The 23,087-nt window shown below is 70.1% G+C and carries 20 protein-coding genes and 2 pseudogenes; 11 read left to right on the top strand and 11 right to left on the bottom strand.

All coding sequences use genetic code 11. The features are described from left to right. Window positions 1-18: 18 nt before the first annotated feature. Entirely contained in the window at window positions 19-972 is a 954-nt protein-coding gene (gene dapD, locus AC5Y43_RS20095) for a 2,3,4,5-tetrahydropyridine-2,6-dicarboxylate N-succinyltransferase (RefSeq protein WP_499975395.1), read from the top strand. Here dapD and AC5Y43_RS20090 read toward each other — a convergent pair. The 4 genes from AC5Y43_RS20090 to AC5Y43_RS20075 form a co-directional block, all read right to left on the bottom strand. Further along, window positions 969-2,231 (bottom strand): MFS transporter, encoded by a 1,263-nt coding sequence (locus AC5Y43_RS20090; protein ID WP_499975393.1) that lies wholly within the window; start codon window positions 2,229-2,231, stop codon window positions 969-971. The two genes, dapD and AC5Y43_RS20090, sit on opposite strands and share 4 nt — an antisense overlap. Window positions 2,232-2,390: 159 nt before the next feature. Next, window positions 2,391-3,803 carry an acyl-CoA synthetase gene (locus tag AC5Y43_RS20085; protein WP_499975297.1) on the bottom strand — a complete coding sequence of 471 codons (1,413 nt, stop codon included), beginning with the start codon at window positions 3,801-3,803 and terminating at the stop codon, window positions 2,391-2,393. Window positions 3,804-3,812: 9 nt separating this feature from the next. After that, window positions 3,813-4,727 carry an alpha/beta fold hydrolase gene (locus tag AC5Y43_RS20080; protein WP_499975296.1) on the bottom strand — a complete coding sequence of 305 codons (915 nt, stop codon included), beginning with the start codon at window positions 4,725-4,727 and terminating at the stop codon, window positions 3,813-3,815. Window positions 4,728-4,773: 46 nt separating this feature from the next. After that, on the bottom strand, window positions 4,774-6,222 hold the full coding sequence (locus tag AC5Y43_RS20075) for an aldehyde dehydrogenase family protein (RefSeq protein ID WP_499975294.1): 1,449 nt from the start codon (window positions 6,220-6,222) through the stop codon (window positions 4,774-4,776). Between the two features lie 203 nt (window positions 6,223-6,425). Here AC5Y43_RS20075 and AC5Y43_RS20070 point away from each other — a divergent pair, with 203 nt between their 5' ends. The 5 genes from AC5Y43_RS20070 to AC5Y43_RS20050 are packed head-to-tail and all read left to right on the top strand — an operon-like array spanning window position 6,426 to window position 9,592. After that, the gene (locus tag AC5Y43_RS20070; RefSeq protein ID WP_499975293.1) at window positions 6,426-6,971 is read left to right on the top strand and encodes an FAS1-like dehydratase domain-containing protein; all 546 of its coding nucleotides are present in this window, start codon (window positions 6,426-6,428) and stop codon (window positions 6,969-6,971) included. Beyond that, on the top strand, window positions 6,971-7,384 hold the full coding sequence (locus tag AC5Y43_RS20065; RefSeq protein ID WP_499975291.1) for a Zn-ribbon domain-containing OB-fold protein: 414 nt from the start codon (window positions 6,971-6,973) through the stop codon (window positions 7,382-7,384). Before AC5Y43_RS20070 ends, AC5Y43_RS20065 begins: the two co-directional genes overlap by 1 nt. Beyond that, window positions 7,381-7,836 carry a MaoC family dehydratase gene (locus tag AC5Y43_RS20060; protein ID WP_499975290.1) on the top strand — a complete coding sequence of 152 codons (456 nt, stop codon included), beginning with the start codon at window positions 7,381-7,383 and terminating at the stop codon, window positions 7,834-7,836. Before AC5Y43_RS20065 ends, AC5Y43_RS20060 begins: the two co-directional genes overlap by 4 nt. Next, window positions 7,833-8,996 carry a lipid-transfer protein gene (locus tag AC5Y43_RS20055; protein ID WP_499975288.1) on the top strand — a complete coding sequence of 388 codons (1,164 nt, stop codon included), beginning with the start codon at window positions 7,833-7,835 and terminating at the stop codon, window positions 8,994-8,996. The genes AC5Y43_RS20060 and AC5Y43_RS20055 overlap by 4 nt, the downstream gene beginning before the upstream one ends. Next, entirely contained in the window at window positions 8,996-9,592 is a 597-nt protein-coding gene (locus AC5Y43_RS20050) for a TetR/AcrR family transcriptional regulator (protein ID WP_499975287.1), read from the top strand. Before AC5Y43_RS20055 ends, AC5Y43_RS20050 begins: the two co-directional genes overlap by 1 nt. Here AC5Y43_RS20050 and AC5Y43_RS20045 read toward each other — a convergent pair. Together AC5Y43_RS20045 and pruA are read right to left on the bottom strand one after the other, a co-directional pair. Beyond that, a pseudogene (locus tag AC5Y43_RS20045) lies at window positions 9,585-10,532 on the bottom strand (proline dehydrogenase family protein); the annotation flags it as partial. The gene AC5Y43_RS20050 and the pseudogene AC5Y43_RS20045 overlap by 8 nt on opposite strands. Next, window positions 10,532-12,163 carry an L-glutamate gamma-semialdehyde dehydrogenase gene (gene pruA / locus AC5Y43_RS20040; protein ID WP_499975286.1) on the bottom strand — a complete coding sequence of 544 codons (1,632 nt, stop codon included), beginning with the start codon at window positions 12,161-12,163 and terminating at the stop codon, window positions 10,532-10,534. The gene pruA and the pseudogene AC5Y43_RS20045, both read right to left, overlap by 1 nt. A gap of 84 nt (window positions 12,164-12,247) precedes the next feature. On the opposite strand from pruA, the gene AC5Y43_RS20035 reads away from it, so the two are divergent. Both AC5Y43_RS20035 and AC5Y43_RS20030 read left to right on the top strand, forming a co-directional pair. After that, window positions 12,248-13,837, top strand: a complete 1,590-nt coding sequence (locus AC5Y43_RS20035) for a PucR family transcriptional regulator (RefSeq protein WP_499975285.1) — start codon at window positions 12,248-12,250, stop codon at window positions 13,835-13,837. Between the two features lie 89 nt (window positions 13,838-13,926). Further along, the gene (locus AC5Y43_RS20030; RefSeq protein ID WP_499975283.1) at window positions 13,927-15,468 is read left to right on the top strand and encodes an HNH endonuclease signature motif containing protein; all 1,542 of its coding nucleotides are present in this window, start codon (window positions 13,927-13,929) and stop codon (window positions 15,466-15,468) included. A gap of 23 nt (window positions 15,469-15,491) precedes the next feature. Here AC5Y43_RS20030 and AC5Y43_RS20025 read toward each other — a convergent pair whose 3' ends face one another. Continuing rightward, window positions 15,492-16,529 carry a class I SAM-dependent methyltransferase gene (locus AC5Y43_RS20025; protein WP_499975282.1) on the bottom strand — a complete coding sequence of 346 codons (1,038 nt, stop codon included), beginning with the start codon at window positions 16,527-16,529 and terminating at the stop codon, window positions 15,492-15,494. A gap of 124 nt (window positions 16,530-16,653) precedes the next feature. Between AC5Y43_RS20025 and stf0 the strand changes: the two genes are divergently transcribed. Both stf0 and AC5Y43_RS20015 read left to right on the top strand, forming a co-directional pair. Then, window positions 16,654-17,457, top strand: coding sequence for a trehalose 2-sulfotransferase (gene stf0, locus AC5Y43_RS20020; protein ID WP_499975280.1), 804 nt, complete (start codon window positions 16,654-16,656; stop codon window positions 17,455-17,457). A 110-nt stretch (window positions 17,458-17,567) separates the two neighbouring features. Beyond that, window positions 17,568-18,269 (top strand): GAP family protein, encoded by a 702-nt coding sequence (locus AC5Y43_RS20015; protein ID WP_499975278.1) that lies wholly within the window; start codon window positions 17,568-17,570, stop codon window positions 18,267-18,269. On the opposite strand, the pseudogene AC5Y43_RS20010 reads toward AC5Y43_RS20015, so the two are convergent. The 4 genes and pseudogenes from AC5Y43_RS20010 to fdxA all read right to left on the bottom strand — a co-directional run. After that, window positions 18,255-18,468: pseudogene (locus AC5Y43_RS20010) on the bottom strand (alpha/beta hydrolase); the annotation flags it as partial. The gene AC5Y43_RS20015 and the pseudogene AC5Y43_RS20010 overlap by 15 nt on opposite strands. 58 nt (window positions 18,469-18,526) lie before the next feature. Further along, window positions 18,527-20,869: an APC family permease gene (locus tag AC5Y43_RS20005; RefSeq protein ID WP_499975277.1), complete on the bottom strand. Its 2,343-nt coding sequence runs from the start codon at window positions 20,867-20,869 to the stop codon at window positions 18,527-18,529. A gap of 50 nt (window positions 20,870-20,919) precedes the next feature. Continuing rightward, window positions 20,920-22,032 carry a succinyldiaminopimelate transaminase gene (dapC, locus tag AC5Y43_RS20000; RefSeq protein ID WP_499975276.1) on the bottom strand — a complete coding sequence of 371 codons (1,113 nt, stop codon included), beginning with the start codon at window positions 22,030-22,032 and terminating at the stop codon, window positions 20,920-20,922. Between the two features lie 8 nt (window positions 22,033-22,040). Beyond that, window positions 22,041-22,367, bottom strand: a complete 327-nt coding sequence (fdxA, locus tag AC5Y43_RS19995; protein WP_007168467.1) for a ferredoxin — start codon at window positions 22,365-22,367, stop codon at window positions 22,041-22,043. 383 nt (window positions 22,368-22,750) lie between these two features. Here fdxA and AC5Y43_RS19990 point away from each other — a divergent pair, with 383 nt between their 5' ends. Further along, the gene (locus AC5Y43_RS19990) at window positions 22,751-23,086 is read left to right on the top strand and encodes a hemophore-related protein (RefSeq protein WP_499975274.1); all 336 of its coding nucleotides are present in this window, start codon (window positions 22,751-22,753) and stop codon (window positions 23,084-23,086) included. The last annotated feature ends 1 nt before the right edge of the window (window position 23,087 follow it).

Genomic DNA, 23,087 nt, shown 5'->3' with positions numbered 1-23,087 from the left:
CGCGCCGGGCCAAGTAACCTGGCCGCCGTGACTGGAGCTGCAGGTATCGGGGTGGCGACGCTGGCCTCCGACGGGTCGGTGCTCGACACGTGGTTTCCCGCACCGGAACTGGCCGACGCCGACACCACCGCCACCACCAGGCTCGCACTCTCGGACGTGCCGCCGGAGCTGGCCGCGTTGGTGGGCCGCGACGACGACCGCGGCACCGAGACCGTCGCGGTGCGCACGGTCATCGGCGCGCTGGACGAGGTGGCCGCCGACGCCTACGACGCCTACCTGCGATTGCATCTGCTCTCGCACCGGTTGGTGGCGCCGCACGGGCTGAACGCCGGCGGCTTGTTCGGGGTATTGACCAATGTCGTGTGGACCAATCGCGGGCCCTGCGCGATCGAGGGTTTCGAGGCCGTGCGCGCGCGGCTGCGCCGGCACGGGCCGGTGGCCGTCTACGGCGTCGACAAGTTCCCGCGGATGGTCGACTACGTCCTGCCGACCGGCGTGCGCATCGCCGACGCCGACCGGGTGCGCCTCGGCGCCCACCTGGCGCCCGGTACGACGGTGATGCACGAGGGTTTCGTCAACTACAACGCCGGCACCCTGGGCGCCTCGATGGTCGAGGGCCGCATCTCGGCCGGCGTGGTGGTGGGCGACGGCACCGACATCGGCGGCGGGGCGTCGATCATGGGCACGCTGTCCGGCGGTGGCACGCAAGTGATTTCGCTCGGCAAGCGGTGCCTGCTCGGCGCCAACGCGGGCGTGGGCATCTCACTGGGCGACGACTGCGTCGTCGAGGCCGGCCTGTACGTCACCGCGGGCACCAAGGTCGCCATGCCCGACGGCGGATCGGTCAAGGCCCGTGAGCTCTCCGGCGCCAATAACCTGTTGTTCCGGCGCAATTCGGTCACCGGGGCCGTCGAGGTGGTGGCCCGCGACGGTCAGGGGATCGCCCTGAACGAGGACCTGCACGCCAACTAGATGCCGAGCGCCGTCCCGTTGGTTTCGGGCAGCACAGAGGTGCACACCAGGCTGACCGACGTCAGGGTGGCCAGCATCAGCCCGATCGCCCAGCTGCCGTAGGTCGCCAGCAGCGTCCCGGCGATCAGCGGCGGCGTGGCGCTGCCGACGAGGCCGGCGAGGTTTTGCGCCAGCGCCACCCCGCTGTAGCGGTAGCGGGTGGCGAACAGCTCGGGGATGAACGCCGCCGTCGGGCCCGAGCCGATCGCCGCGGCGGTGCACATGCCGACGATCGCCACCGCGTACCCGGCGGGCCCGCCGGTGTTCAGCAGCGGCATCACCGCGAACGCCCACAGCAGGCACCCGGTCCAGCCCACCAGCATCAGGCGCCGGCGCCCGAGCCGGTCGCTCAGGATGGCCGAGGCCGCCATGAACGTCATGCTCGCCAGCCCGCCCAGCGCGCCGACGAACCAGATGAAGTTGCGCGAATACCCCAGGTGGGAGTGCGCGTAGACGGCCAGATACGTGTGGGCCATGTAGATGAACCCCAACGCGCCGACGATGCTGCCGGCGACCAGCGCGATCTCGCGGCGCTGCAGCCGCAGCAGCTCCGCGAGCGGGGCTTTGGGCACCAGTTCCCGCGCTTTCTCCGCGGCGAACACCGGCGTCTCCTCGATGTTCAGCCGCACATACAGGGCCAGCGCGATCAGCGCCGCGCTGAGCAAAAACGGCACCCGCCACCCCCACTGCAGAAACGCCGGGCTGTCCGCGCCGATGGTGAGGTTCACCGCGAGGAAGGTCGCGCTGCTCAGCACCGCCGCGGTGCCGCCGCCCAGCAGCGTGAACATGCCGTACCGGCCGCGCTTGTCGGCCGGCGCGTACTCGGCGCTCAGCAGCGCCGACCCCGCCCATTCGCCGCCGACGGCGAAGCCCTGCAGCAGCCGCAGCGCGACGAGGGTCAGCGGGGCGGCCGCGCCGATCGTCCCGGTGCTGGGGACCAGGCCCACGCCCACCGTCGACAGGCCCATGATCAGCATCGTGGCGACCAGGGTCTTCTTGCGGCCCAGCCGGTCGCCGAAGTACCCGAACACCGCGGCACCGAGCGGCCGGGACAAAAATGCCGTCGCGAACGTGCCCATCGAGGCGATCGTCGCGGCGGCTTGGCCGAGGTGCGGGAAGAACACCATCGGAAACACCAGGGCCGCGGCGGTGCCGTAGATCAGGAAGTCGTAGAACTCGATCGCCGAGCCGACCAGACACGCGGCCGCCACGCGCCGCATCGGCGTGGACCCGGCCACCACGGTGGAGTTCACCCGTACGACGGTAGGTGACGGTCCGCGACGCGGCCAGTTGCCGCGAGCGCGCGTGTCTGTACGCCGACACGCCGCAAAACGTGTGCATTTAGGGGCGCTCGCGGCGGCCAACACCGAGGCCAGCGCTCAGCCGTCGGCCAGCAACTGCTTCTTGAGCACCTTGCCCATGGCATTGCGCGGCAGCTCCTCGACCAGCCGTACCTCACGGGGCCGCTTGTGTACCGAAAGCTCCTGGGCGACATGGTCGATCAGTTCATCGGCGTTCAGGTCCGGAGCACCGACGACGAACGCGACGATCCGCTGGCCCAGGTCGTCGTCGGGCAGCCCGACGACGGCGGCCTCCTGCACGCCGGCGTGGCCCAGCAGCGACGTTTCGATCTCGCCCGCGCCGATGCGGTATCCGCCGGACTTGATCAGGTCGACGGACTCGCGCCCGACGATGCGGTGCATGCCGCCGGCGTCGACGACGGCGACGTCCCCGGTGCGATACCAGCCGTCGGCGTCGAAGGCGTCCGCGGTGGCCTCGGGCCGATTCAGGTAGCCGTCGAACATCGTCGGGCCGCGGACCTGAAGGCGCCCAACGGTTTCCCCGTCATCAGGCACCGGGTTTCCGTCATCGTCGAGCAGCCGGGTCTGCACGCCGGCCAGCGGCAGGCCCACCCAGCCGGCGCGGCGCTCGCCGTCGGCCCGCGTGGAGATGGTGATCAGCGATTCCGAGGTGCCGTACCGCTCGATGGGCTGATGCCCGGTGAGCGCGGCCAGTCGGTCGAACACCGGCACCGGCAGCGGCGCGCTGCCGGACACCAGCAGCCGCGCCGGTCGCAGCGCCTCGGCCGCGGCCGCGTCGGCCACGATCCGCGACCACACGGTGGGCACCCCGAAATACAGCGTGCCACCCGCCTCCGCATAAAGAGCGGGCGTCGGTTTTCCGGTGTGCACGAAGCGATTTCCGACCCGCAGCGACCCGAGCAGGCCCAGCACCAGCCCGTGCACGTGGAACAGCGGCAGGCCGTGCACCAGCACGTCCTCGGCCGTCCACTGCCAGGCCTCCGCCAGCGCGTCGAGGTCGGCGGCGATCGCCCGGCGGCTCAGCTGCACGCCCTTGGGCAGCCCGGTGGTGCCCGAGGTGTAGATGATCATCGCGGTGGCGTCGGGTGGCGGCTCGGCATAACGGTGCCAGGAGCGGGCGTGCAGCCGAACGGGTATGTGCGGCAACCCTTCCGGATCCTCCGGCCGCGGGCCCAGCCACGCGTGCGCGCCCGAGTCGGTGAGCATGTGCCGGCGCTCGGCCACCCCGACGTCGGAGGGTACCGGGACGAAGGGCACGCCGGCGATCAGGCAGCCGGTGACCGCCAGCACCGTCGACGCGGTCGGCGTGGCCAGGATCGCCACCCGCTGCGCGCCGGCCACCCGCTCGGCCACCGACGTGGCGGCGCCGACCAGGTCGCCGCGGCTCAGCGCGACGCCGTCGATGCGCACCGCGTCACCGAGGTCGGTGGCGCCGACAACTCCGGCGGGATTCAGGGACGCGAGCAGCACGTGAGCAGGCTACCCGGAGCCCCGCTCGTCCCAGACCTTCATCAGAGTCGACAGGATCTCCTCGCCGCGGCCCAGCCCCGCCAGGTGACTCTCCCCGGGCAGCTGGAACAGCTCGGCATCGGGCAGCCGGGCCACGACGTGCTCGCCGTGGGCGAACGGGACGATGTGGTCGTGGTCGCCGTGCCACCACCGGACCGGGACCTTGACCTCCTCGAGCCGGAATCCCCAGTCCCGGGTGAACAGAATGATGTCGTTGAACGGGGCGGCGAGTTGCTTGCGGCTGCCGTTGAGCAGGTCGTCGAGGAACATGGCGCCGAACTCGGGCCGGGTCAGCAGCCGCCGGTCGGCTTCCGGCGATATCGCGGCGTACAAATACAGCGCGGGGTTCGCGACCGGGCGGATCGCGCGGACCACCAGGCTCGCCCCGATCCGCAGCGGGTCCCCGCCCAGCCGCAGCAACGGGGCCACCCGCTTGCCGAGGTTCATCAGGCCGCTGGTGATTCCCTCGTCGCCGAGGAACGGCGCGACGCCGCCCAGCACGCCGGCCGCCACCACCCGGTCGGGCAGCACCGCAGCGGACGCGAGCGAGTACGGGCCGCCGCCGGACAGGCCGATGACCGCCATCTTGTCGATGCCGAGTGTGTCCGCGATGGTCCCCAGATCCTCGCCGAACGCCCGGATGTTCTCGTAGCGGTGCGGCGTCGACGAGCCGATGCCCGGCCGGTCGATGCCGATCAGGCGGATGCCGTGCTGTTCGGCGTAGACGCGGGCCTCGGTCGGGATCTGCCGGCGCGCCCCGGGGGTGCCGTGCAACCAGAACACCGCGCGGCCCTGCGGGTCACCGAATTCGGCGAAGCCGAGCTGACGGTTCTTCCCGACCGCGACGTTGCCTTCCAGCTTGGGGCGGGCGATCTCGAGGGCCATGCCAGCAGCTTTGCACGCGGTAAGTGCTCTTCGAAAGTCCGGGCCGTCAGGCCGGGACGCCGATGGCCTTCACCTCCATGTACTGGTGCAGGCCGGCGACTCCGCCGCTCTCCCGGCCGAACCCGCTGAGCTTGAACCCGCCGAACGGGGCGTCGCCGGGCCCGACGCCGTTGACCGCCACCTGGCCGGTGCGCAGGCGACGGGCGACGCCGACGGCCCGGTCCACGTCGGTGCCCCACACCGCGCCCGACAGCCCGTACCGCGAGTTGTTGGCGGTCGCGACCGCGTCGTCGTCGTCGCGGTAGCGCAGCACCGACAGCACGGGCCCGAACACCTCCTCCTGGGCGATCGCGGAATCCGGGTCGACGCCGGTGAGGATCGTCGGCTCGAAGTAGAAGCCCGTGTCCAGGCCGGCGGGGCGGCCGCCGCCGGTCGCGAGCTTGGCCCCGTCGCCGAGCGCGCCGGCGACGTGCGCGCGCACGCGCTCCAGTTGCGCCGCGCTGATCAGCGGCCCCATCTGCGTGTCGGGGTCCCTGGGGTCGCCGACCTTGACGTCGCGGGCGAGCGCGACGAGGCGGTCGACGACGTCGTCGTGCAGCGAGTCCGGCAGCAGCAGCCGGCTGTGCAGGATGCAGGCCTGCCCGGCGTGCAGCGAGCAGCAGTCGAACAGCATCTGCCGCAGCATCTCGTCGGTCACCTGCGCGTCGTCGAGGACGATGCTGGCCGATTTCCCGCCGCACTCCAGCAGCAGCCGCTTCATGGCGTCGCCCGCCGCGCGCATGACCTCGCAGCCGACCGCCGAGCTGCCGGTGAAGCTGATCATGTCGATGCGCGGGTCGGTGGTGAGCAGCTTGGCCGCCTCGACGCCCGACGGCGTCACGACATTGACCACGCCCGGTGGAATGTCGGTGTGCTCGTGGATGATTCGGGCGAGCGCGAGTCCGGCCAGCGGCGTCAGCGGCGACGGCTTGAGCACGACGGTGTTGCCGGCGGCCAGCGCGTTGTTCACCTTCATCACATTGAGGCAGTGCGGGAAGTTCCACGGCGTCAGGATCGACACCACCCCGAGCGGTTCGCGGCGCAGCAGCGTCGTCCCGGCGCCGATCCCGGTGACCGGCTCGTCGGTCAGCTTCGTGGCGAGCTGGGCCGCGTGCATGGACATGAACCCCGCGCCGTCGATCTGCATCACCCGCTCGTTGGCGACGCAGCCCCACTCCGTCTGCGACAGCGCGAAGAACTCGTCGGCGTGCTTGGTCAGGGCGTCGCCGAGCTGGTTGAGGCAGCCGGCCCGGTCCTCGGGGCTCGCGGTGCCCCACGGGCCGCTGTCGAAGGCCCGGCGCGCGGCGGCGATCGCCGCGCCGGTCTGCGCGACGCTGGCATCGGGCGCGGTGGCGATGACCCTTTCGGTGCCCGGGTCGACGTCGTCGTAGCGACCGTCCTCCGGTTCGACCCAGCCACCGTCGATGTAGAGCCGGTAAGCGTCGACAAGTCCCATCTGATTCCCTCACCCGAACGCCGGTCAGATAAAGACTCAGTGTTCACCCCGCCGGAGTTCGGCGTCAATCATCGACGGCGCGAAATTCCCGCTATCTCATGGCGTTCGGGCGTATTGACAGTGACGGCACGCGCAGAGTACACACAAGGTCGCAGACAGATCCGGGCCGACTGTCGGGTCGAGCACGTCAGGAGGCAGGGTTGGTGACCGATTCAGAGACCGTCAGCGCCAAAGTCCGGGCGCTGGTCGGCCAGCCCACCGGCGGAAGCGGAAAGCCTTCGGTGGCACCGGATCCGGTCAACCAGCCGATGATCCGGCACTGGGCGCACGCGCTCGACGACATGAACCCCGCCTACCTCGATCCCGAGTTCGCGGCGTCGTCGCGGTTCGGCGGCATCGTGTCGCCGCCGGTGATGCTGCAAACCTGGACGATGCCGTCGCCGAAGCTGGAAGGGATCGGGGATCGGGGCGGCGCCCCCACCGAGATCACCGGCAACCCGACGGCATTCCTCGACGAGGCGGGTTACACGAGCACGGTCGCGACCAACTCGGAGTTCGAGATCGAGCGCTATCCCCGCCTCGGCGACGTCATCAGCGCGACGGCGGTGTACGAGACCGTCTCCGCGGAGAAGAAGACGGCGCTGGGCACCGGCTTCTTTCTGACCTGGCTGACCACCTACACCGACCAGCACGGTGAAGTGCTGGGGCGACAGCGATTCCGCGTGCTGCGATTCCGGCCGGACAACTGATGGCCTCCCGTCTGGCCCCGGCGATCAGCCCGGACACCGAGTTCTTCTGGAACGGGCTGCGCGAGCACAAGCTGCTGATCCAGCGCTGCGGCGGGTGTGGCACGCTGCGCCACCCGCCCCGCCCCATGTGCCCCCAGTGCCGTTCCCTCGAGTGGGAGGCGATCGAATCGTCCGGCCGCGGCACCGTCTACAGCTACGTGATGCCGCACGAGCCGCGGTTCCCGTTCTTCGACTACCCCTTCATCGTGGCGCTGGTGCAGCTCGACGAGGGGGTCCGGTTGGTGTCCAACCTGTGCGGCGTCGACCCCGCCGACGTCACCGCCGGGATGCCCGTCGAGGTGTACTACGAGCCTTTCGACAACGACCTTGTGCTGCACCAGTTCCGGTCCCGGACGAACGAAGGAACCCGATGACGACCGCCACCACCCTGCGGTGGGCCGATGTCAACGTGGGCGACGAGGTCACCCCGCTCGAAATCCCGGTCACCACAACGATGATCGTCGCCGGCGCCATCGCCTCGCGGGACTTCATGCCGGTGCACCACGACCGCGACTACGCCAACAAGCAGGGCTCGCCCAACCTGTTCATGAACATCCTGACCACCAACGGGTACTGCGTGCGCTTCCTCACCGACTGGGCCGGACCCGAGTCGATGGTGAAAAACCTCTCGATCCGCCTCGGGGTGCCGTGCTTCCCCGACGATCCGCTGCGCTTCACCGGTGCCGTGACCGCGAAAACCCAAGGCCCCGCCGGCGAGAACTTCGTCGAGGTGAGCTTCAAGGGCTCCAACAGCCTCGGCGATCACGTGTCGGGCACGGCGGTGCTCAGCCTGCTCGACGGGGCCTTTGAAAGGGACGAGGCATGAGCTCTTTGCCCGGCAGCTGCGCCATCGTGGGGATCGGGCAGACCGAGTTTTCCAAGCAGTCCGGGCGCAGCGAGCTCCAATTGGCTTGCGAGGCGGTCAGTGCCGCGCTCGACGACGCCGGCCTGACGCCGGGCGACGTCGACGGCATGGTCACCTTCACCATGGACTCCAGCGACGAGATCGACATCGCCCGCAACGTGGGCATCGGCGACCTGAGCTTCTTTTCGCGCGTGCATCACGGCGGGGGCGCGGCCGCCGGAACGGTCGTGCACGCCGCGATGGCCGTCGCGACCGGCGTCGCCGACGTGGTGGTGTGCTGGCGCGCCTTCAACGAGCGCTCCGGGTTCCGGTTCGGCGGCAGCGGGCGCACCAGCGCCGAGACCCCCCTGTTCATGGCGCACTATGCGCCGTTCGGATTGCTCACTCCCGCAGCGTGGGTCGCGATGCACGCCCAGCGCTACATGTCCACCTACGGGGTGACCAACGAGGACTTCGGCCGGATCGCCGTCGTCGACCGCGCCCACGCCGCCAAGAATCCCGACGCGTGGTTCTACCAGCGCCCCATCACGCTGGAGGATCACCAGAATTCGCGCTGGATCGTCGAACCCGTGCTGCGCCTGCTGGATTGCTGCCAGGAGAGCGACGGTGGGGTCGCGCTGGTGGTGACCAGCGCGGAGCGCGCCCGCGACCTTCGCCAGCCGCCGGCGATCATCACCGCGGCCGCCCAGGGCGCGGCCGCCAACGGCGAGATGATGACCAGCTACTACCGCGACGACATCACCGGGCTGCCGGAGATGGGCGTGGTCGCCGACCGGCTGTGGCGCGACTCAGGTCTCAAGCCGCAGGACATCCAAACCGCCTTCATCTACGACCATTTCACGCCGTTCGTGTTCACCCAGCTCGAAGAGCTCGGCTTCTGCGGGCGCGGCGAGGCCAAGGACTTCGCCACCGTCGAAAGACTCTCGCTGGGCGGCGACTTCCCGATCAACACCAACGGCGGGCTGCTCGGCGAGGCCTACATCCACGGCATGAACGGCATCACCGAGGGCGTCCGTCAGGTGCGCGGCACGTCGTACAACCAGGTCGACGACGTCGAGCACGTGCTGGTGACGTCGGGCACCGGGGTGCCCACCAGTGGGCTGATCCTCGCGCCGGCCTGATGACGCAGGCGACCGATACCCGCGAGCTCATCGTGGAATCCGCGTACGCCTGTTTCGCCAAACAGGGCCTGCAGAAGGCGACGATCGTCGACATCGCCCGCACGGCAGGGGTTTCCCGCAGCACCGTCTACGAATACTTCAGCGACAAGTCGGCCATCGTCGAGGCATGCGCGGAGCACGCCTCGGAGCGGTTCTATCGCGAGATGTCCACGGCGATGGACCGGGGCGGCTCGCTCGAGGACAAGTTGAGCCGCGCGGCGGTGTTCGTGACCCAGGCGCGGCGGGCCATCGCCTCCGAAAAGTACTTCGACGAGGATGCGGTCAGCCTGTTGCTGACCAAGGACGCCGCCGTGCTGCTGCGCGAGTGCGTCGACTTCTTCGCCCCCTACCTGTCGGCGGCCCGGCTCACCGGCGAGGTCCGCAAGGACCTCGACGTCGAGGCGGCCGGCGAATGGTTCGCGCGAATACTGTTCTCGCTCTTCAGCACACCGTCGTCGGCGCTGGACATGGACGACCCCGACGTGGCCGCGGAGTTCGTGCGCGCGCACGTGGTGCGCGGATTCGCCAGCGAGCGCTCCCGGCCCCGCCGCGCTTAGTACCCGCCAGCGCCCGCAGGAAGAACGCCACATTGGCCGGTCGTTCGGCCAATCGGCGCATGAAATACCCGTACCACTGCGTGCCGAACGGCACGTACACGCGGACGCGATTGCCGGACTGAGCGAGCCTGAGCTGTTCGCGGTCGCGGATGCCGTACAGCATCTGGTATTCGAAATCTTTTGCGCCGCGGCCCGATTCGCGGGCAATGGCGCCGACGGCCGCGATAACGGCGGGGTCGTGCGTGGCCACCATCGGATACCCGCGGCCCGCCATCAAGACCCTAAGGCAGGCCAGGTACGAATCGGTGACCGCGGCGGCATCCCGGTAGGCCACCGACGCGGGTTCGTCGTAGGCGCCCTTGCACAGCCGGATCCGCGCTCCGGCCGCGGCGAACTCCCGGCAATCGCCCAGCGTGCGCCGCAAGTGGGCCTGCAAAACAACTCCCAGCCAAGGGAATTCGGTGCGCAAGTCGCGAATGATCGACAGCGTCGAATCGGTCGTGGTGTGGTTCTCCGCATCCACCGTCACCCGGACACCCGCCCGCTGGGCGGCGGCGCAGATCGACCACAGGTTCTCCCGCGCCACCTTCTCGCCGTCGCGCTCCAGCGCCCGGCCCAGCGCCGACAACTTCACCGACACCTCGAGCCCGTCACCGCCGAGCCGCCCCAACCTCTCGATCAGATCCGAATAGACCGCCACCGCGGCGTCGGCGTCGCCGACGTCGGTGACGTCCTCGCCCAGGTAGTCGACGCTGACGCACCGGCCCGACGCCCGCAGCGCCGCAACGGTATTCAATGATGACTCGATCGTCTCCCCCGGCACAAACCGCCGCACTACCCTGCGGGTGACGGGCCATCGTTCGGCGGCCCGGCGCAACCCTTCGCGCCGCCCGGCCGCCATGATCGCCGGCCGCAGCGTGCGCGCGAACAACCCGCCCATCAGTCGGCCGCCATGTGCGGATAGGTGTGGTCGGTGGCCGGGACGAACGTCTCCTTGATGGTGCGGGCCGACGTCCAGCGCACCAGGTTCAGCACCGATCCGGCCTTGTCGTTGGTGCCCGAACCGCGCGAGCCGCCGAACGGCTGGCGCCCGACCACGGCCCCGGTCGGCTTGTCGTTGACGTAGAAGTTGCCGGCGGCGAACCGCAACCGGTCTGCCGCCGCCAGGACGGCCGCGCGGTCGTCGGCGATCACCGCGCCGGTCAGCGCGTAGCGCGAGCCGGTGTCCACGACGTCCAGAATCCGCTCGTACTGGTCGTCGGGATAGACGTGCACCGACAGCAGCGGGCCGAAGTACTCGGTCGCGAACGACTCGTCGGTCGGGTCGTCGGACAGCAGCACGGTCGGCCGCACGAAATACCCCACGCTGTCGTCATATTCGCCGCCCACCGCGATCGTCACGCCGGGCGCGCCCTTCGCCCGCTCGATCGCGTCGACATTCTTGATGAAGGCGCGGCGGTCGATCAGCGCGCCGCCGTAGTTGTCCAGGTCGGTGACGTCGCCGTAGCGCAGCGCGGCCGTCGCGCCCAGGAAGTCGTCGCCCATGCGCTGCCACACCGAGTGCGCGATGAAGGCCCGCGACGCCGCCGAGCATTTCTGTCCCTGATAGTCGAACGCGCCGCGAATCAGGGCGGTGCACAACACATCCGGGCGCGCCGAGGCGTGCGCGACGACGAAGTCCTTGCCGCCGGTCTCGCCGACCAGCCGCGGATAGCTGCGGTAACGCCCGATGTTGGCGCCTACCCGCTGCCACAACCCCTGGAAGGTGGCCGTCGAACCGGTGAAGTGGATGCCCGCCAGGCGCGGGTCATCAAGGGCTACATCGGAAACCGCCATGCCGTCCCCGGTGACCAGGTTGATCACACCGGGCGGCAGCCCCGCGGCCTCGAGCAGTCGCATCGTCAGGTACGCCGACAGGGTCTGGGTGATCGACGGCTTCCACACGACGGTGTTGCCCATCAGCGCGGGCGCGGTCGGCAGGTTCCCGGCGATCGAGGTGAAGTTGAACGGCGTGATCGCGTACACGAAGCCGTCCAGCGGACGGTAGTCGCTGCGGTTCCACTCGCCGGGGCCGCTGATCGGCTGCTGCGCCAACAGCTGACGGGCGAACGCGACGTTGAACCGCCAGAAGTCCACCTGCTCGCACGGCGAGTCGATCTCGGCCTGATAGACCGACTTGGATTGCCCGAGCATCGTTGCGGCCGCGATTTTTTCCCGCCACGGCCCGGCCAGCAGGTCGGCCGCGCGCAGGAACACCGCGGCGCGTTCGTCGAAAGGCATGGCCGCCCAGGCGCTCTTCGCGGCCATCGCGGCCTCGACGGCGGCCGCCGCGTCGGCGTGCACCGCGTTGGCGAGGGTGCCCAGCCGCGCGGCGTGCCGATGCGGCTGGACGACATCGATGCGCTCGCCCGCCCCCATTCGGTGCTCGCCGCCGATGACGTGCGGCAGGTCGATCGGATTGCCGGCCAGCGCGCGCAACTCGGCGAGCAGGCGGCCGCGTTCCGGGGATTGCGGCGCATAGTCGTGGACCGGCTCGTTGGCGGGGGCGGGCACCTGAATGATCGCATCCATGCTGCCCAGGGTCCTCGGCGCGGCGGCCGTTTGGATTAGCGGATCGGACAAGCTCATCGCTCTCACGTAGTAGGATCGGACAATATGCGCGGCGTCGGCCTGGGACAACTCTTGCTCGCGCTGGACGCGACGCTGGTCACCCTGGTCGACGCGCCCCGCGGCCTGGACCTGGCGGTGCGGTCGGCCGCGCTGATCGATTCCGACGACGTGCGCCTGGGCCTGGCGGCCGCGGCCGGGTCGGCGGATATCTTCTTCCTGCTCGGCGTGGCCGACGAGGAGGCGCTGCGCTGGGTCGACACGCAGTCGCGTCAGCGCGTCCCGGCGGCGATCTTCGTCAAGCGCCCGTCGCAGGCCCTGGTGGCCGCCGCGGTGGGGGCCGGGTCGGCCGTGGTGGCCGTGGAACCGCGGGCGCGGTGGGAGCGCCTATACCGGTTGGTCAACCATGTCTTGGAGCATCACGGCGACCGCGGCGACGCGGTGGACGACTCCGGCACCGACCTGTTCGGCCTGGCGCAATCACTGGCCGACCGCATCCACGGCATGGTCAGCATCGAAGACGCCCAATCACACGTGCTGGCGTACTCGGCCTCCAACGACGAGGCCGACGAGCTGCGCCGCCTGTCCATCCTCGGTCGCGCCGGCCCACCCGAACACCTGAAGTGGATCGGCCAGTGGGGCATCTTCGACGCGCTGCGGGCCGGCGACGAGGTGGTGCGCGTTACCGAGCGTCCGGAGCTGGGCCTGCGCCCGCGGCTGGCGGTCGGGATTCATCAGCCGCCGGCCGATGCGCACCGACCGCCGACGTTCGCCGGCGCGATCTGGGTGCAGCAGGGTTCGCGGCCGCTGGCCGACGACGCCGACGAGATGTTGCGCGGCGCGGCAGTTTTGGCCGCCCGCATTATGTTTCGGCTGGCCGCCCGGCCGTCCACGCACGCGCGGCGGGTGCGGCAACTGCTCGGCCTATCCGGCGAATCCGACGAACCCACCGACCCGGGTGCCCTTGCCCGCGAACTCGGTCTCCCGCCCGACGGGACCACCGCCTTGATCGGCTGGGACACCGCCGGCACCCGCCATCCGCGCGTGGCCGACGTTGTGGCGTTGAGCGCCAGCGCTTTTCGTCGTGACGCCCAGGTTGCCTCGCACAACTCGCGCATCTACGTGCTGCTGCCGAAGACCCAGACCCGGCCGGTCACCTCGTGGGTGCGCGGCACGATCGGCGCCCTGCGCACCGAACTCGGCGTCGAACTGCGGGCCGCCATCGCTGCGCCGGTCGCCGGCCCGGCGGAGGTAGCCGCGGCGCGCATCGAGGTCGACCGGGTGCTCGATAGCGCTGAGCGACACCCGTTTTCGATAGGTCAGGTCACCACCCTCGCGGAGGCGCGCACCACCGTGTTGCTCGACGAGATCGTCACCGCTGTCGGCGCCGACGAGCGCCTGGTCGATCCGCGGATACGGGACTTGCGCGCCCGGGACCCCGTGTTGGCCGAGACGCTGCGGGCCTACCTGGACAGCTTCGGCGACATCGGCGCCGCCGCGCGGACGCTGCGCGTGCATCCCAACACCGTGCGGTACCGGGTGCGGCGGATCGAGAAGCTGATGGCGACCTCGCTGGCCGATCCCGAGGTGCGGTTGCTGTTCTCGGTCGGGCTGCGGGCGACCGAGCGCCCCGCCTAGGCCCCGGAGTTATCCACAGTTCGACCTTTGTCCACAGGCTGGGGTCTTGGATGCGGCGGGCGTCGCCGGCCCGCGCTAGATTCGCAAATGTGTTCGAATTATCCCTACCCGACCGGGCTGACCTGCGCCGTTCCGACGACGCCGCGCTGGTCGCCGCGATCGAGGAGTGCGCGCGCGCCGAGGCGGCCGCCGGCGCGCGGCGGTTGTCGGCGATCGCCGAGCTGACCGGCCGGCGCACCGGCAGCGACGAGCACGCGGACTGGGCTTGCGACGAATGGGATTGCGCGGCCGCCGAAGTCGCCGCGGCACTGGGGCTCAGCCACCGCGGCGCCTCGGCCCAGATGCGGTTGAGTCTGGCCCTGAATCGGCTGCCGGCCGTGGCCGCGCTGTATCTGTCCGGGCGGCTGAGTTCGCGGCTGATGTCGGTCATCGCCTGGCGCACTCATCTGGTGCGCGACCCCGACGCACTACGGCGCATCGATGCCGCCCTGGCCGACCACGCCCGCGACTGGGGGCCGCTGTCGGTGACCAAGCTCGAGCAGGCCATCGACTGGTGGATCGACCGCCACGACCCCGGCGCGCTGCGGCACACGCGCGCCTCCGCCCGCAGCCGCGACGTGCACATCGGGGAACCCGACGACGACACCGCCACGGCCGCGCTGTGGGGCCGGCTCTACTCGACAGACGCCGCCCGGCTGGACCGGCGACTGGCCCAGATGGCCCACGACGTGTGCGACGACGATCCCCGCACCCTCGCCCAGCGCCGCGCCGACGCCCTGGGCGCACTGGCCGCCGGCGCCGACCGGCTCGCCTGTACCTGCGGTAGCCCCGAATGCCCCTGCGCTACCGGCACCGACCAGCGGGCCGGCGGCGTGGTCCTGCACCTGCTCGGCCAAGCCGCCGCGCTCGAGGCCCACCCCGACCCGCACCTATCCGGCGAGGCGCCGCCCGGGCGGCTCGTCACCCCTGGCATGACCGTGGCCGATATCCTGGCGCTCGACCCCGAACCCGAGCCCGATGTGCCCGTGACACCGGCACCGCCGGCTCTGATCACGGGCGGCGGGGTGGTGCCCGGGTCGCTGGTCGCCGAATTGATCCGCGGCGGCGCCACGATCAGCGAAGTCCGCCATCCGGGCGACCTCCCGCCCGAACCGCACTACCGGCCCTCGGCCAAACTGGCCGAGTTCGTCCGCATCCGCGACATGACCTGTCGGTTTCCCGGCTGTGACGTGCCCGCCGAATTCTGCGACATCGACCACACCATACCCTGGCCGGCCGGGCCCACCCACGCCTCAAACCTCAAGTGCGACTGCAGAAAACACCACTTGTTGAAAACTTTCTGGCCGGGCTGGCACGACGTGCAACTGCCCGACGGGACCGTGATCTGGACCGCCCCCAACGGGCGCACCTACACCACCAACCCCGGCAGCCGCATCTTCTTTCCCACCTGGAACACCACCACCGCCCCATTACCCCGAACACCAACCCCCACAACCCCCGACGGCGACAGTGGCGTCATGATGCCGCGACGACGACGAACCCGAGAACAAGACCGCGCCCGCCGCATCGCCGCCGAACGCGCCCTCAACGCCGAGCACGTCGCCGAACGAAACCGGCCCCCGCCGTTCTAGCGGCGGCCTACCCGCACCCCCTGTCAGGCCGCGGCCGGCCCCTTGCGGATCGCGATATTGAGGTACGGCATGAAGAGCCCGGGGGGCAACTCCGGGCATTGCCGGTGCAACAAGTTGGCAAAGCGGCGGTTGGTGGACTGCCGGTAGTACAGCCAGCGCAGCGGGTTCTGCCGGGTTTGGAAGCTCTGCCGGTCGACCAGGAAGTCCAGCTCGCCGATGGGCCCGAGGGCCAGCTCGAGGTCGTGATAGCTCACGCCCCGGCCGCGGCGGCTGAGCTCCAGGCTGGCGCCCTCCGACGCGGTGTCGAACGCGGACGCCTGGAACCGCGGCGTCCGCTTCAGGTACTCCAGCGCGATCTCGTCGGGCAACCAATGGAAGAACGGCAGATCCGCGGTGTGGTCGTCGAAAAACCACAGCCGGTTGGGCGCTTCGACGATGCAGAGGATGCCGCCGTCGGCCAGCAGCTGCCACGCGGCGCGCAAGCTGCTCAACCGCTCGCCGTAGGTCATGTGCTCCAGCGATGCGAAGAAGATGACGAAATCGAAGCTGCCATGCGCGAATTGCGTGCCGATCTCGGTCGCGTTCATGTGATGCAGCGGCGGTTCGTCGAGGCCGAAAAGACGCATCCTGGCCCGCGACACCTCGACGGATTCCGGCACCGCGTCGATGCCGGTTACCTCGCTGCCCTGCTCGACCAGCGCCATGACGGACGAGCCTGTCCCGCAGCCGATTTCGAAGACACGTGCCCCCTCCAGGGGCCGCAGCGCGTTGAGCCAGGGCACGTATTCGTGCCGGCTGTAGGTCAGCCGCTCGACGGTGTGCTCCTCGAGGTCGAGGCGGCCCACCTCGGAATCCCAATACTCCGGGCTCGCCCAGGTTTCCAGCAGGTGCTCCCGAAACTTGTCCACCACCGCCGGGTCCAGCGCCACGAACCGCCGCCGGAGTGCGGCGGTGGTGGCCCGGTCGGCCCGCCAGATGATCCGGCGGGCCGACTCTTTGGCGGAGTTCTGCACGATGCGGTCTTCCCGTCGGTTATTGGAGTGCGGTCGGACGGTAATCATCGCATCCGTCCTGCGCCACCGTGCGCCGACGCCGAAACCCCGGTCGACACCACGCAACGGTTATGTTCACACTGCCCGAATGTGAATGCCGTGCACTGTGTTTTCCTGCGGTTAGGCTGCGGTGGTGAACCCGACGCCGTCGTCGTATCTGGTGCTGGCTTCTCAGCGCAGCGGCAGCACGCTGCTCGTGGAGTCGCTGCGCGCCACGGGCGTGGCCGGCGAGCCGCAGGAGTTCTTCCAGTACATGCCCCGCACCAGCCAGGCCCCCCAGCCGCGGGAGTGGTTCGCCGGCGTGGACGACGAGTCGATCCTGGCCCTGCTCGACCCCTTGGACGCCGGGACGCCCGACCTCGCGCCGGCCGAGATCTGGCGGGACTACATCCGCACGGTCGGCAGGACGCCGAACGGAGTGTGGGGCGGCAAGCTGATGTGGAACCAGACCCCGCTGCTACGCAACCGCGCGAAGGACCTGCCGGACCGCTCCGGCGACGGCCTGCTCGCCGCGATCCGCGACGTCGTCGGCGAGGAACCGCTGCTGATCCACGTCCACCGCCCCGACGTCGTCTCCCAGGCGGTGTCGTTCTGGCGAGCGGTGCAGACGCGGGTGTGGCGCGGCCGGCCCGACCCGGCGCGCGATGCCCGCGCGATCTATCACGCCGGGGCGATCGCGCACGTCGTCACCATGCTGCGCGCCCAGGAGGAGGGCTGGCGAACCTGGTTCGCCGAGGAAGATGTCACGCCGATGGAAGTTCCGTATCCGGTGTTGTGGCGCAACCTGACTCAGGTGGTGGCCACCGTCCTGGAGGCCTTGGGTCTCGACCCGCGGCTGGCGCCCGAACCGGCCCTGGAACGCCAGGCCGACCAACGCTCCGACGAGTGGGTGGAGCGCTACCGCGCCGACGCCGAAAAGAACGCGCTGCCCACCTGACGCGCACAGCCGTTGCGCCGCCGCGGGTTTTGGGCGACACCCCTGGCCGGCGCAACCGCCGCGCCGGCGGTCAAACTGGGCCACATAGCGGAGCGGTAACCTGATCGGCGATGTTGATCACCATCCTGGTGATGGCGCTCGCCGTGAGCCTCGAACCGTTCCGGATCGGCATGACGGTGCTGATGCTGAACCGACCCCGGCCGATGCTGCAACTGCTCGCGTTTCTGGCCGGCGGCTTCGTGATGGGCATGACGGTGGGCGGCGTCGTCCTGTTCGTCCTGCGGCGCCGGCTGCCGGTGTCGACGTACTTCACCCTGCCCCGGGTGCAGATCTTCATCGGCGCGCTGGCCCTGCTGGCCGCCGTCGCCGTGCTGGTCGTCAAAGGCGTCAAAGGCGTCAAAGGCGTCAAAGGCGTCAAAGGCGTCAAAGGCGTCAAAGGCGTCAAAGGCAGAGGATCGGGCCGCCTGGCGTCGCGGGCCCAACGGCTGGCGGTCGGTCCGTCGCTGTGGGTGGCCGGCATGGCCGGACTCGGGATGGCGCTGCCGTCGGTGGACTACCTGGCCGCCCTGGCCGTCATCCTGGCCTCGGGCGCGGCGGCGACGACGCAGGTCGGGGCGTTGCTGATGTTCAATGTGGTCGCGTTCGCGCTGGTGGAGATCCCGCTACTGGCGTACCTGCTGGCACCCGCGGCGACGCGCGCGTGGATGGGTGCGCTGCACGACTGGATCCGGTCGCGGCGCCGTGCCGAGGTCGCGGCCCTGCTGGGGACCGTGGGCTGCGTGCTGCTGGCCGTCGGCCTAACGGGCGCCTGACGGCGCGTAGACCTCGGCGAGGAACTGCTCGACGGCCAGCGCGGTACACCACCGGCTGCCGGCTGGCCTCGCGCAGGCGCGCGGTGAAGCTGCGGGCCCGCTGCACCGGGATCAGCGAATCGTCGGTGCCGTGCAGCACGAAAAACGTTGGCGCGTCGGCGGATATGTGCGTGATCGGCGACGCCGGGCGGAAGGGCTCGCGGGTGAGGTCGTCAACGCCAGGCCCAGCATCGACACCACGACGGCCGCCAAGCGCCTCACGATTCATCGACCGCCGGGTCGTCGATCACGTGATACGCAGGGTCGACCAGCACCATGGGCCGGTTGCCGCTCTGCTTGGGCTTGCCGGTGACCCGCAACAGCTGACCGGGCTGGATGTCGGCGCCCCCGCGGCCGGACCGGAACATCACGGTGATCTCGCCGCTGTTGTCGGCGACGATGACCTCGCGCACCGTCCGCCTGCGGTTGTTGATGTCCTGGACCTCGTTGACCCGCCCCTCGAACGTGGCGCGCTGCCCCGGGATCAGGCCGGCCACGGTGATCACCGACGGCCGCTCGGGGTGCTCGTAGGCCTCGACGCTCTCCTCCTCGCTGCTGGTCACCCACGCCTCGATCTTGTCGAGCTCGCGCGCGATCCGCTGCTCGAAGCCGTCGGGGAACGCCTCCTTGATCCGGGACTGCACGTCGTAGGGCACGATCGTCGCCGCGGCATCCGGGATGAGACCGACCGCGCGGGACACCTTGTCCGCGGTGCGGTCGTGCAGCAGGCGCCCCAGCAGCGGCGCATAAGTCCGGCGCGGCAGCAACACCGTGACGTTGGTGTTGTGATGTTCGTCGCGCTCCTTGGCCACCAGCACCTGCGCGGCCCGGGTGACCCGGCGGTCAGGGCAGTCGACGACGCGCAGTGGCGTGTCGAGTTCGAAGTGGTCCCAACGCTTTCGCAGCACCTTGGCGTGGGCCTCGTCGACCATGAAGTGGACCGCGACCAATTCGTCGGCCCGCAATCCCCTGCCGTAGCGCAGCCCCTCGATCACCGCGAGGTCGACCGAGTTCACGAACACGAACACCTTGTGCCGGGCGTACTTCACCAGCTCGGGCCGGTCGGTGCGAAACATCTCGAGAATGGCCGCCTCGGCGCGGTATTCGCGGTTGAGCCGCATCAGCAGGAACACCAGCACCGGGAACACCACGACCACCAGCCACGCGCCCTCGGTGAACTTGGCCACCGCGAAGATGCCCACCACGATCGTCGACAGCACGCCCGCGGACAGGTTGATCGCCAGCCGGTGCCGCCAGCCCCGTTCCCGGTGCGTCAGATGGTGCTTGGTCATGCCGTAGCCGGCCATCGAGAACCCGGTGAACACGCCGATCGCGTAGAACGGGACCAGCGCGTTGACCGAGCCGCCGGTGGTCAGCAGCAGCGCCACCGACAGAGCCGTGAGCGCGATGATGCCGTTCGAAAACACCAGTCGGTGACCGCGTTTGGTCAGCTGCCGCGGCAGGAAGCGGTCCTCGGCGACGAAACTGGCCAAGGCGGGAAACCCGTTGAAACTGGTGTTCGCGCCGGTGAACAGGATGGCCGCCGTGGCGGTCTGGACGAGCGCGAAGAACACGTTGCCCAGCACGCCGCGGCCGAAGACCGCGCGCCCGATCTGCGACAGGACCGACGGGTATTCGCTGAGGTACGGCGTGGCGTGGGTCATGTAGGCGAGGAACGCGACGCCCGCGAGCAACACTCCCAGGATGCTCGCCATCGCGGTGAGCACACGACGTGCGTTGCGGCCCTGCGGTTTCCGGAAGACATCGACCGTGTTGGAGATGGCCTCGACGCCCGTCAGCGACGAACCGCCGTTGGCGAACGCCCGCAACAGCGTCAGCACGGTCGCGCCCATCACCAGCGCGCTGCCCTGATGAACGGGCACGGTTCCCGGCAGCCGCGCGGCGTCGTAGACCGGCAGGTCGCCGAACAGCACGCGCGCCACGCCCACCACGATCGTGAGGCCGACCATGACGACGAAGAAGTAGGTCGCAAAGGCGAACTGCCAGCCCGCTTCCCGCAGCCCGCGCAGGTTCAGGTAGCAGATGAACAGCACCACGCCGATCGTGATCTCCAGGCTGTGCGGGCCCAGCGACGGGACCGCCGACACCACGGCCACCGTCCCGGCCGCCGACTGCACCGCCACGGTGACCACGTAGTCGATCAACAACGCCGCGGCGGCGACCTGGGCCACCCGGGGACCGAAGTTCTCCCGCGCCACGATGTAGGAGCCGCCGGCGCGGGTGTAGGCCATGACGACCTGGCGATACGACGCGGCCACCAGGACCAGGATCAGCAGGATGACGCCGGTGACCGGCAGCAGCAGCACGAACGCCGCCAACCCCGCATGCGGCAGCAGCTCGATCAGGATCTGCTCGGGGCCGTAGGCCGTCGACGAGATCGCGTCGGGCGAAAGGGCGCCGAGGGCAACCGGATTCGACAACCTCTCGGAGCTGAGTTCCTCGGTGATCAGCGGCTTGCCCAGAAAGATTCGCTTGGCGATGTCACCGATCGACGCGGGGATGCGCAGCTTGCGGGCCGACGTGCTGGCCGAAGTGGTCACGAATGCATTGTGCCGGGCCCCCGGTCGGCGCGGCAGGCGGTAGGGCTAACTCAGCCCCCGATAAGCCGCTGCACGGCGGCGGCGACGCGTTCGTCGGTGGCGGTCAGCGCGACCCGCACGTGCCGGGCGCCGCCCGGGCCGTAGAAATCGCCGGGCGCCACCAGCACCCCGCGGGCGGCCAGCCACGCCACGCTGTCCGCGCACGGCTCGCCGCGGGTGGCCCACAGGTAAAGGCCCGCCTCGGAGTGGTCGACGGCGAAGCCGGCCGACCGCAGCGCCGGCAGCAGGGCGTCGCGGCGTCGTTCGTATCGCGCGCGCTGCTGCTGTTCGTGGGCGTCGTCGTCGAGGGCGGCCACCATGGCGGCCTGCACCGGCGTGGGCACCATCATCCCGGCGTGTTTGCGCACCGCCAGCAGCTCGGCGACCAGCGCCGGGTCGCCCGCGACGAAGCCGGCCCGGTAGCCGGCCAGCGACGAGCTCTTCGACAGCGAGTGGATCGCGAGCAGCCCGGCATGGTCGCCGCCGCACACCGAAGGATGCAGCACCGACAGCGGCTGGGCCGCCCAGCCCAGGCCCAGGTAGCACTCGTCGGAGGCGACCACCACGCCCCGCTCGCGCGCCCATCCGACGACCTTGCGCAGGTGGTCGGCGCCCAGCACCCGCCCGGTCGGATTGCTCGGCGAGTTCAGGTAGAACAGCGCGGGGGTCTGCGGCCCGAGCTGGGTCAGCGAGTCCGCGCGCAACACCCGGGCGCCGGCCAGCCGGGCCCCGACGTCGTACGTCGGGTAGGCCAGCTCCGGGACCACGACCGCGTCGTCGGCGCCCAGGCCCAGCAGCGTCGGCAGCCAGGCGATGAGCTCCTTGCTGCCGATCACCGGGAGCACCGCCGCCTCGCTCACCCCGGTGATGCCGAAGCGTCGGGCCAGCGCCGACGCCGCCGCCTCGCGCAGCCGCGCGGTGCCGGCGGCGGCGGGATATCCCGCGGCGGAACTGGCGGCGGCCAGCGCCTCGCGGATCAGCGGCGCGACGGGGTCGACGGGGGTGCCGACCGACAGGTCGACGATGCCGTCGGGATGGGCCTGGGCCAGCGCCTTCGCGTCGGCCAGGGTGTCCCAGGGAAACTCCGGCAGCGACGCCGAGACGCCCCCGGGCTGGTGGCGCACCGGCCCGCTCAGTCGCCCTCGCCCTGCGGCGGCAGGTCCTTGACCACCTGCGGGTCGTTCTCGGTCATGCCGACCTTGGCCGCGCCGCCCGGAGACCCCAGCTCCACGAAGAAGTCGGCGTTGATCTGCGTGTACTGGCTCCACTGCTCGGGCACGTCGTCTTCGTAGTAGATCGCCTCGACGGGGCAGACGGGCTCGCAGGCCCCGCAGTCGACGCATTCGTCGGGGTGGATGTACAGCATCCGGGCGCCCTCGTAGATGCAGTCGACCGGGCACTCCTCAATGCATGCCTTGTCCTTGATGTCGACGCAGGGTTCGGCGATCGTGTACGTCACAGGCGTCTCCTCCATGTACCGCATGTGGGCTGCTGTTCGGCTCGCCGCGACACCACGGCCGCTTCGGCGAAAGCTTTCGGTTACTGATACTAGACGTTGCACATACAGGTCAACTACCGGGGACACGCGTCGGACCACCCGCGCCGGCCGGCGGCGATCCAGCGACGACCCGTTGCCGGGGCCGGCCGGGTTTCACTGTCGGCGAACAGCGCCGCGAACCGGCGCTGACCTGCGGATAGTTACGATTAGAGCTTGCTGTGCGATATCCCTTGCGATAGAAGAAAGCTCGCGGGGCCTGGTAACGTCGACCGCAGACGGCAACCGTTGGGCAGATGTCGTCGCCGTTTTTCCGACGGTGCATTGAATGGGGAAGGTGTCCACAGATGGTAAGGCTGTCGTTGACCAAAATTGCCGCTGCCGTTGGCGGTGTCGCGTTCGCGTTGACGGCCGGTTCCGGGATCGCATCCGCAGATCCCCTGGACCCGGTCGTGAACACAACCTGTAACTACGGGCAGGTGATGGCCGCCCTGAACGCGCAGGACCCGGCCGCTGCCGCGCAGCTGTCCGCGTCACCGGTCGCGGTGAGCTACCTGAACCAGTTCCTCGCCTCGCCGCCGTCGAAGCGCCTGCAGATGGCCCACCAGATCCAGGCCATGCCTGGGGCCGCGCCGTACTTCAACGACGTGCTGGCCGTGGCGGGCAGCTGCAACAACTACTGAC

The sequence above is a fragment of the Mycobacterium sp. NGS57 genome (assembly GCF_059812405.1).
Note: the sequence above shows the minus strand (reverse complement) of the source record. Positions and strands in the feature narration are given on the sequence as shown.

Bases quoted from the DNA above. Each gene is read 5' to 3' on its own strand.
- AC5Y43_RS20015 (WP_499975278.1), top strand. From the start codon at position 17,568: ATGTTGATCACCATCCTGGTGATGGCGCTCGCCGTGAGCCTCGAACCG.
- pruA (WP_499975286.1), bottom strand. From the start codon at position 12,163: ATGGATGCGATCATTCAGGTGCCCGCCCCCGCCAACGAGCCGGTCCAC.
- AC5Y43_RS20060 (WP_499975290.1), top strand. From the start codon at position 7,381: ATGACGACCGCCACCACCCTGCGGTGGGCCGATGTCAACGTGGGCGAC.
- AC5Y43_RS20050 (WP_499975287.1), top strand. From the start codon at position 8,996: ATGACGCAGGCGACCGATACCCGCGAGCTCATCGTGGAATCCGCGTAC.
- AC5Y43_RS20075 (WP_499975294.1), bottom strand. From the start codon at position 6,222: ATGGGACTTGTCGACGCTTACCGGCTCTACATCGACGGTGGCTGGGTC.
- AC5Y43_RS20080 (WP_499975296.1), bottom strand. From the start codon at position 4,727: ATGGCCCTCGAGATCGCCCGCCCCAAGCTGGAAGGCAACGTCGCGGTC.
- AC5Y43_RS20035 (WP_499975285.1), top strand. From the start codon at position 12,248: ATGCGCGGCGTCGGCCTGGGACAACTCTTGCTCGCGCTGGACGCGACG.
- AC5Y43_RS20025 (WP_499975282.1), bottom strand. From the start codon at position 16,529: ATGATTACCGTCCGACCGCACTCCAATAACCGACGGGAAGACCGCATC.
- AC5Y43_RS20090 (WP_499975393.1), bottom strand. From the start codon at position 2,231: ATGCGGCGCGTGGCGGCCGCGTGTCTGGTCGGCTCGGCGATCGAGTTC.
- AC5Y43_RS19990 (WP_499975274.1), top strand. From the start codon at position 22,751: ATGGTAAGGCTGTCGTTGACCAAAATTGCCGCTGCCGTTGGCGGTGTC.
- AC5Y43_RS20055 (WP_499975288.1), top strand. From the start codon at position 7,833: ATGAGCTCTTTGCCCGGCAGCTGCGCCATCGTGGGGATCGGGCAGACC.
- AC5Y43_RS20065 (WP_499975291.1), top strand. From the start codon at position 6,971: ATGGCCTCCCGTCTGGCCCCGGCGATCAGCCCGGACACCGAGTTCTTC.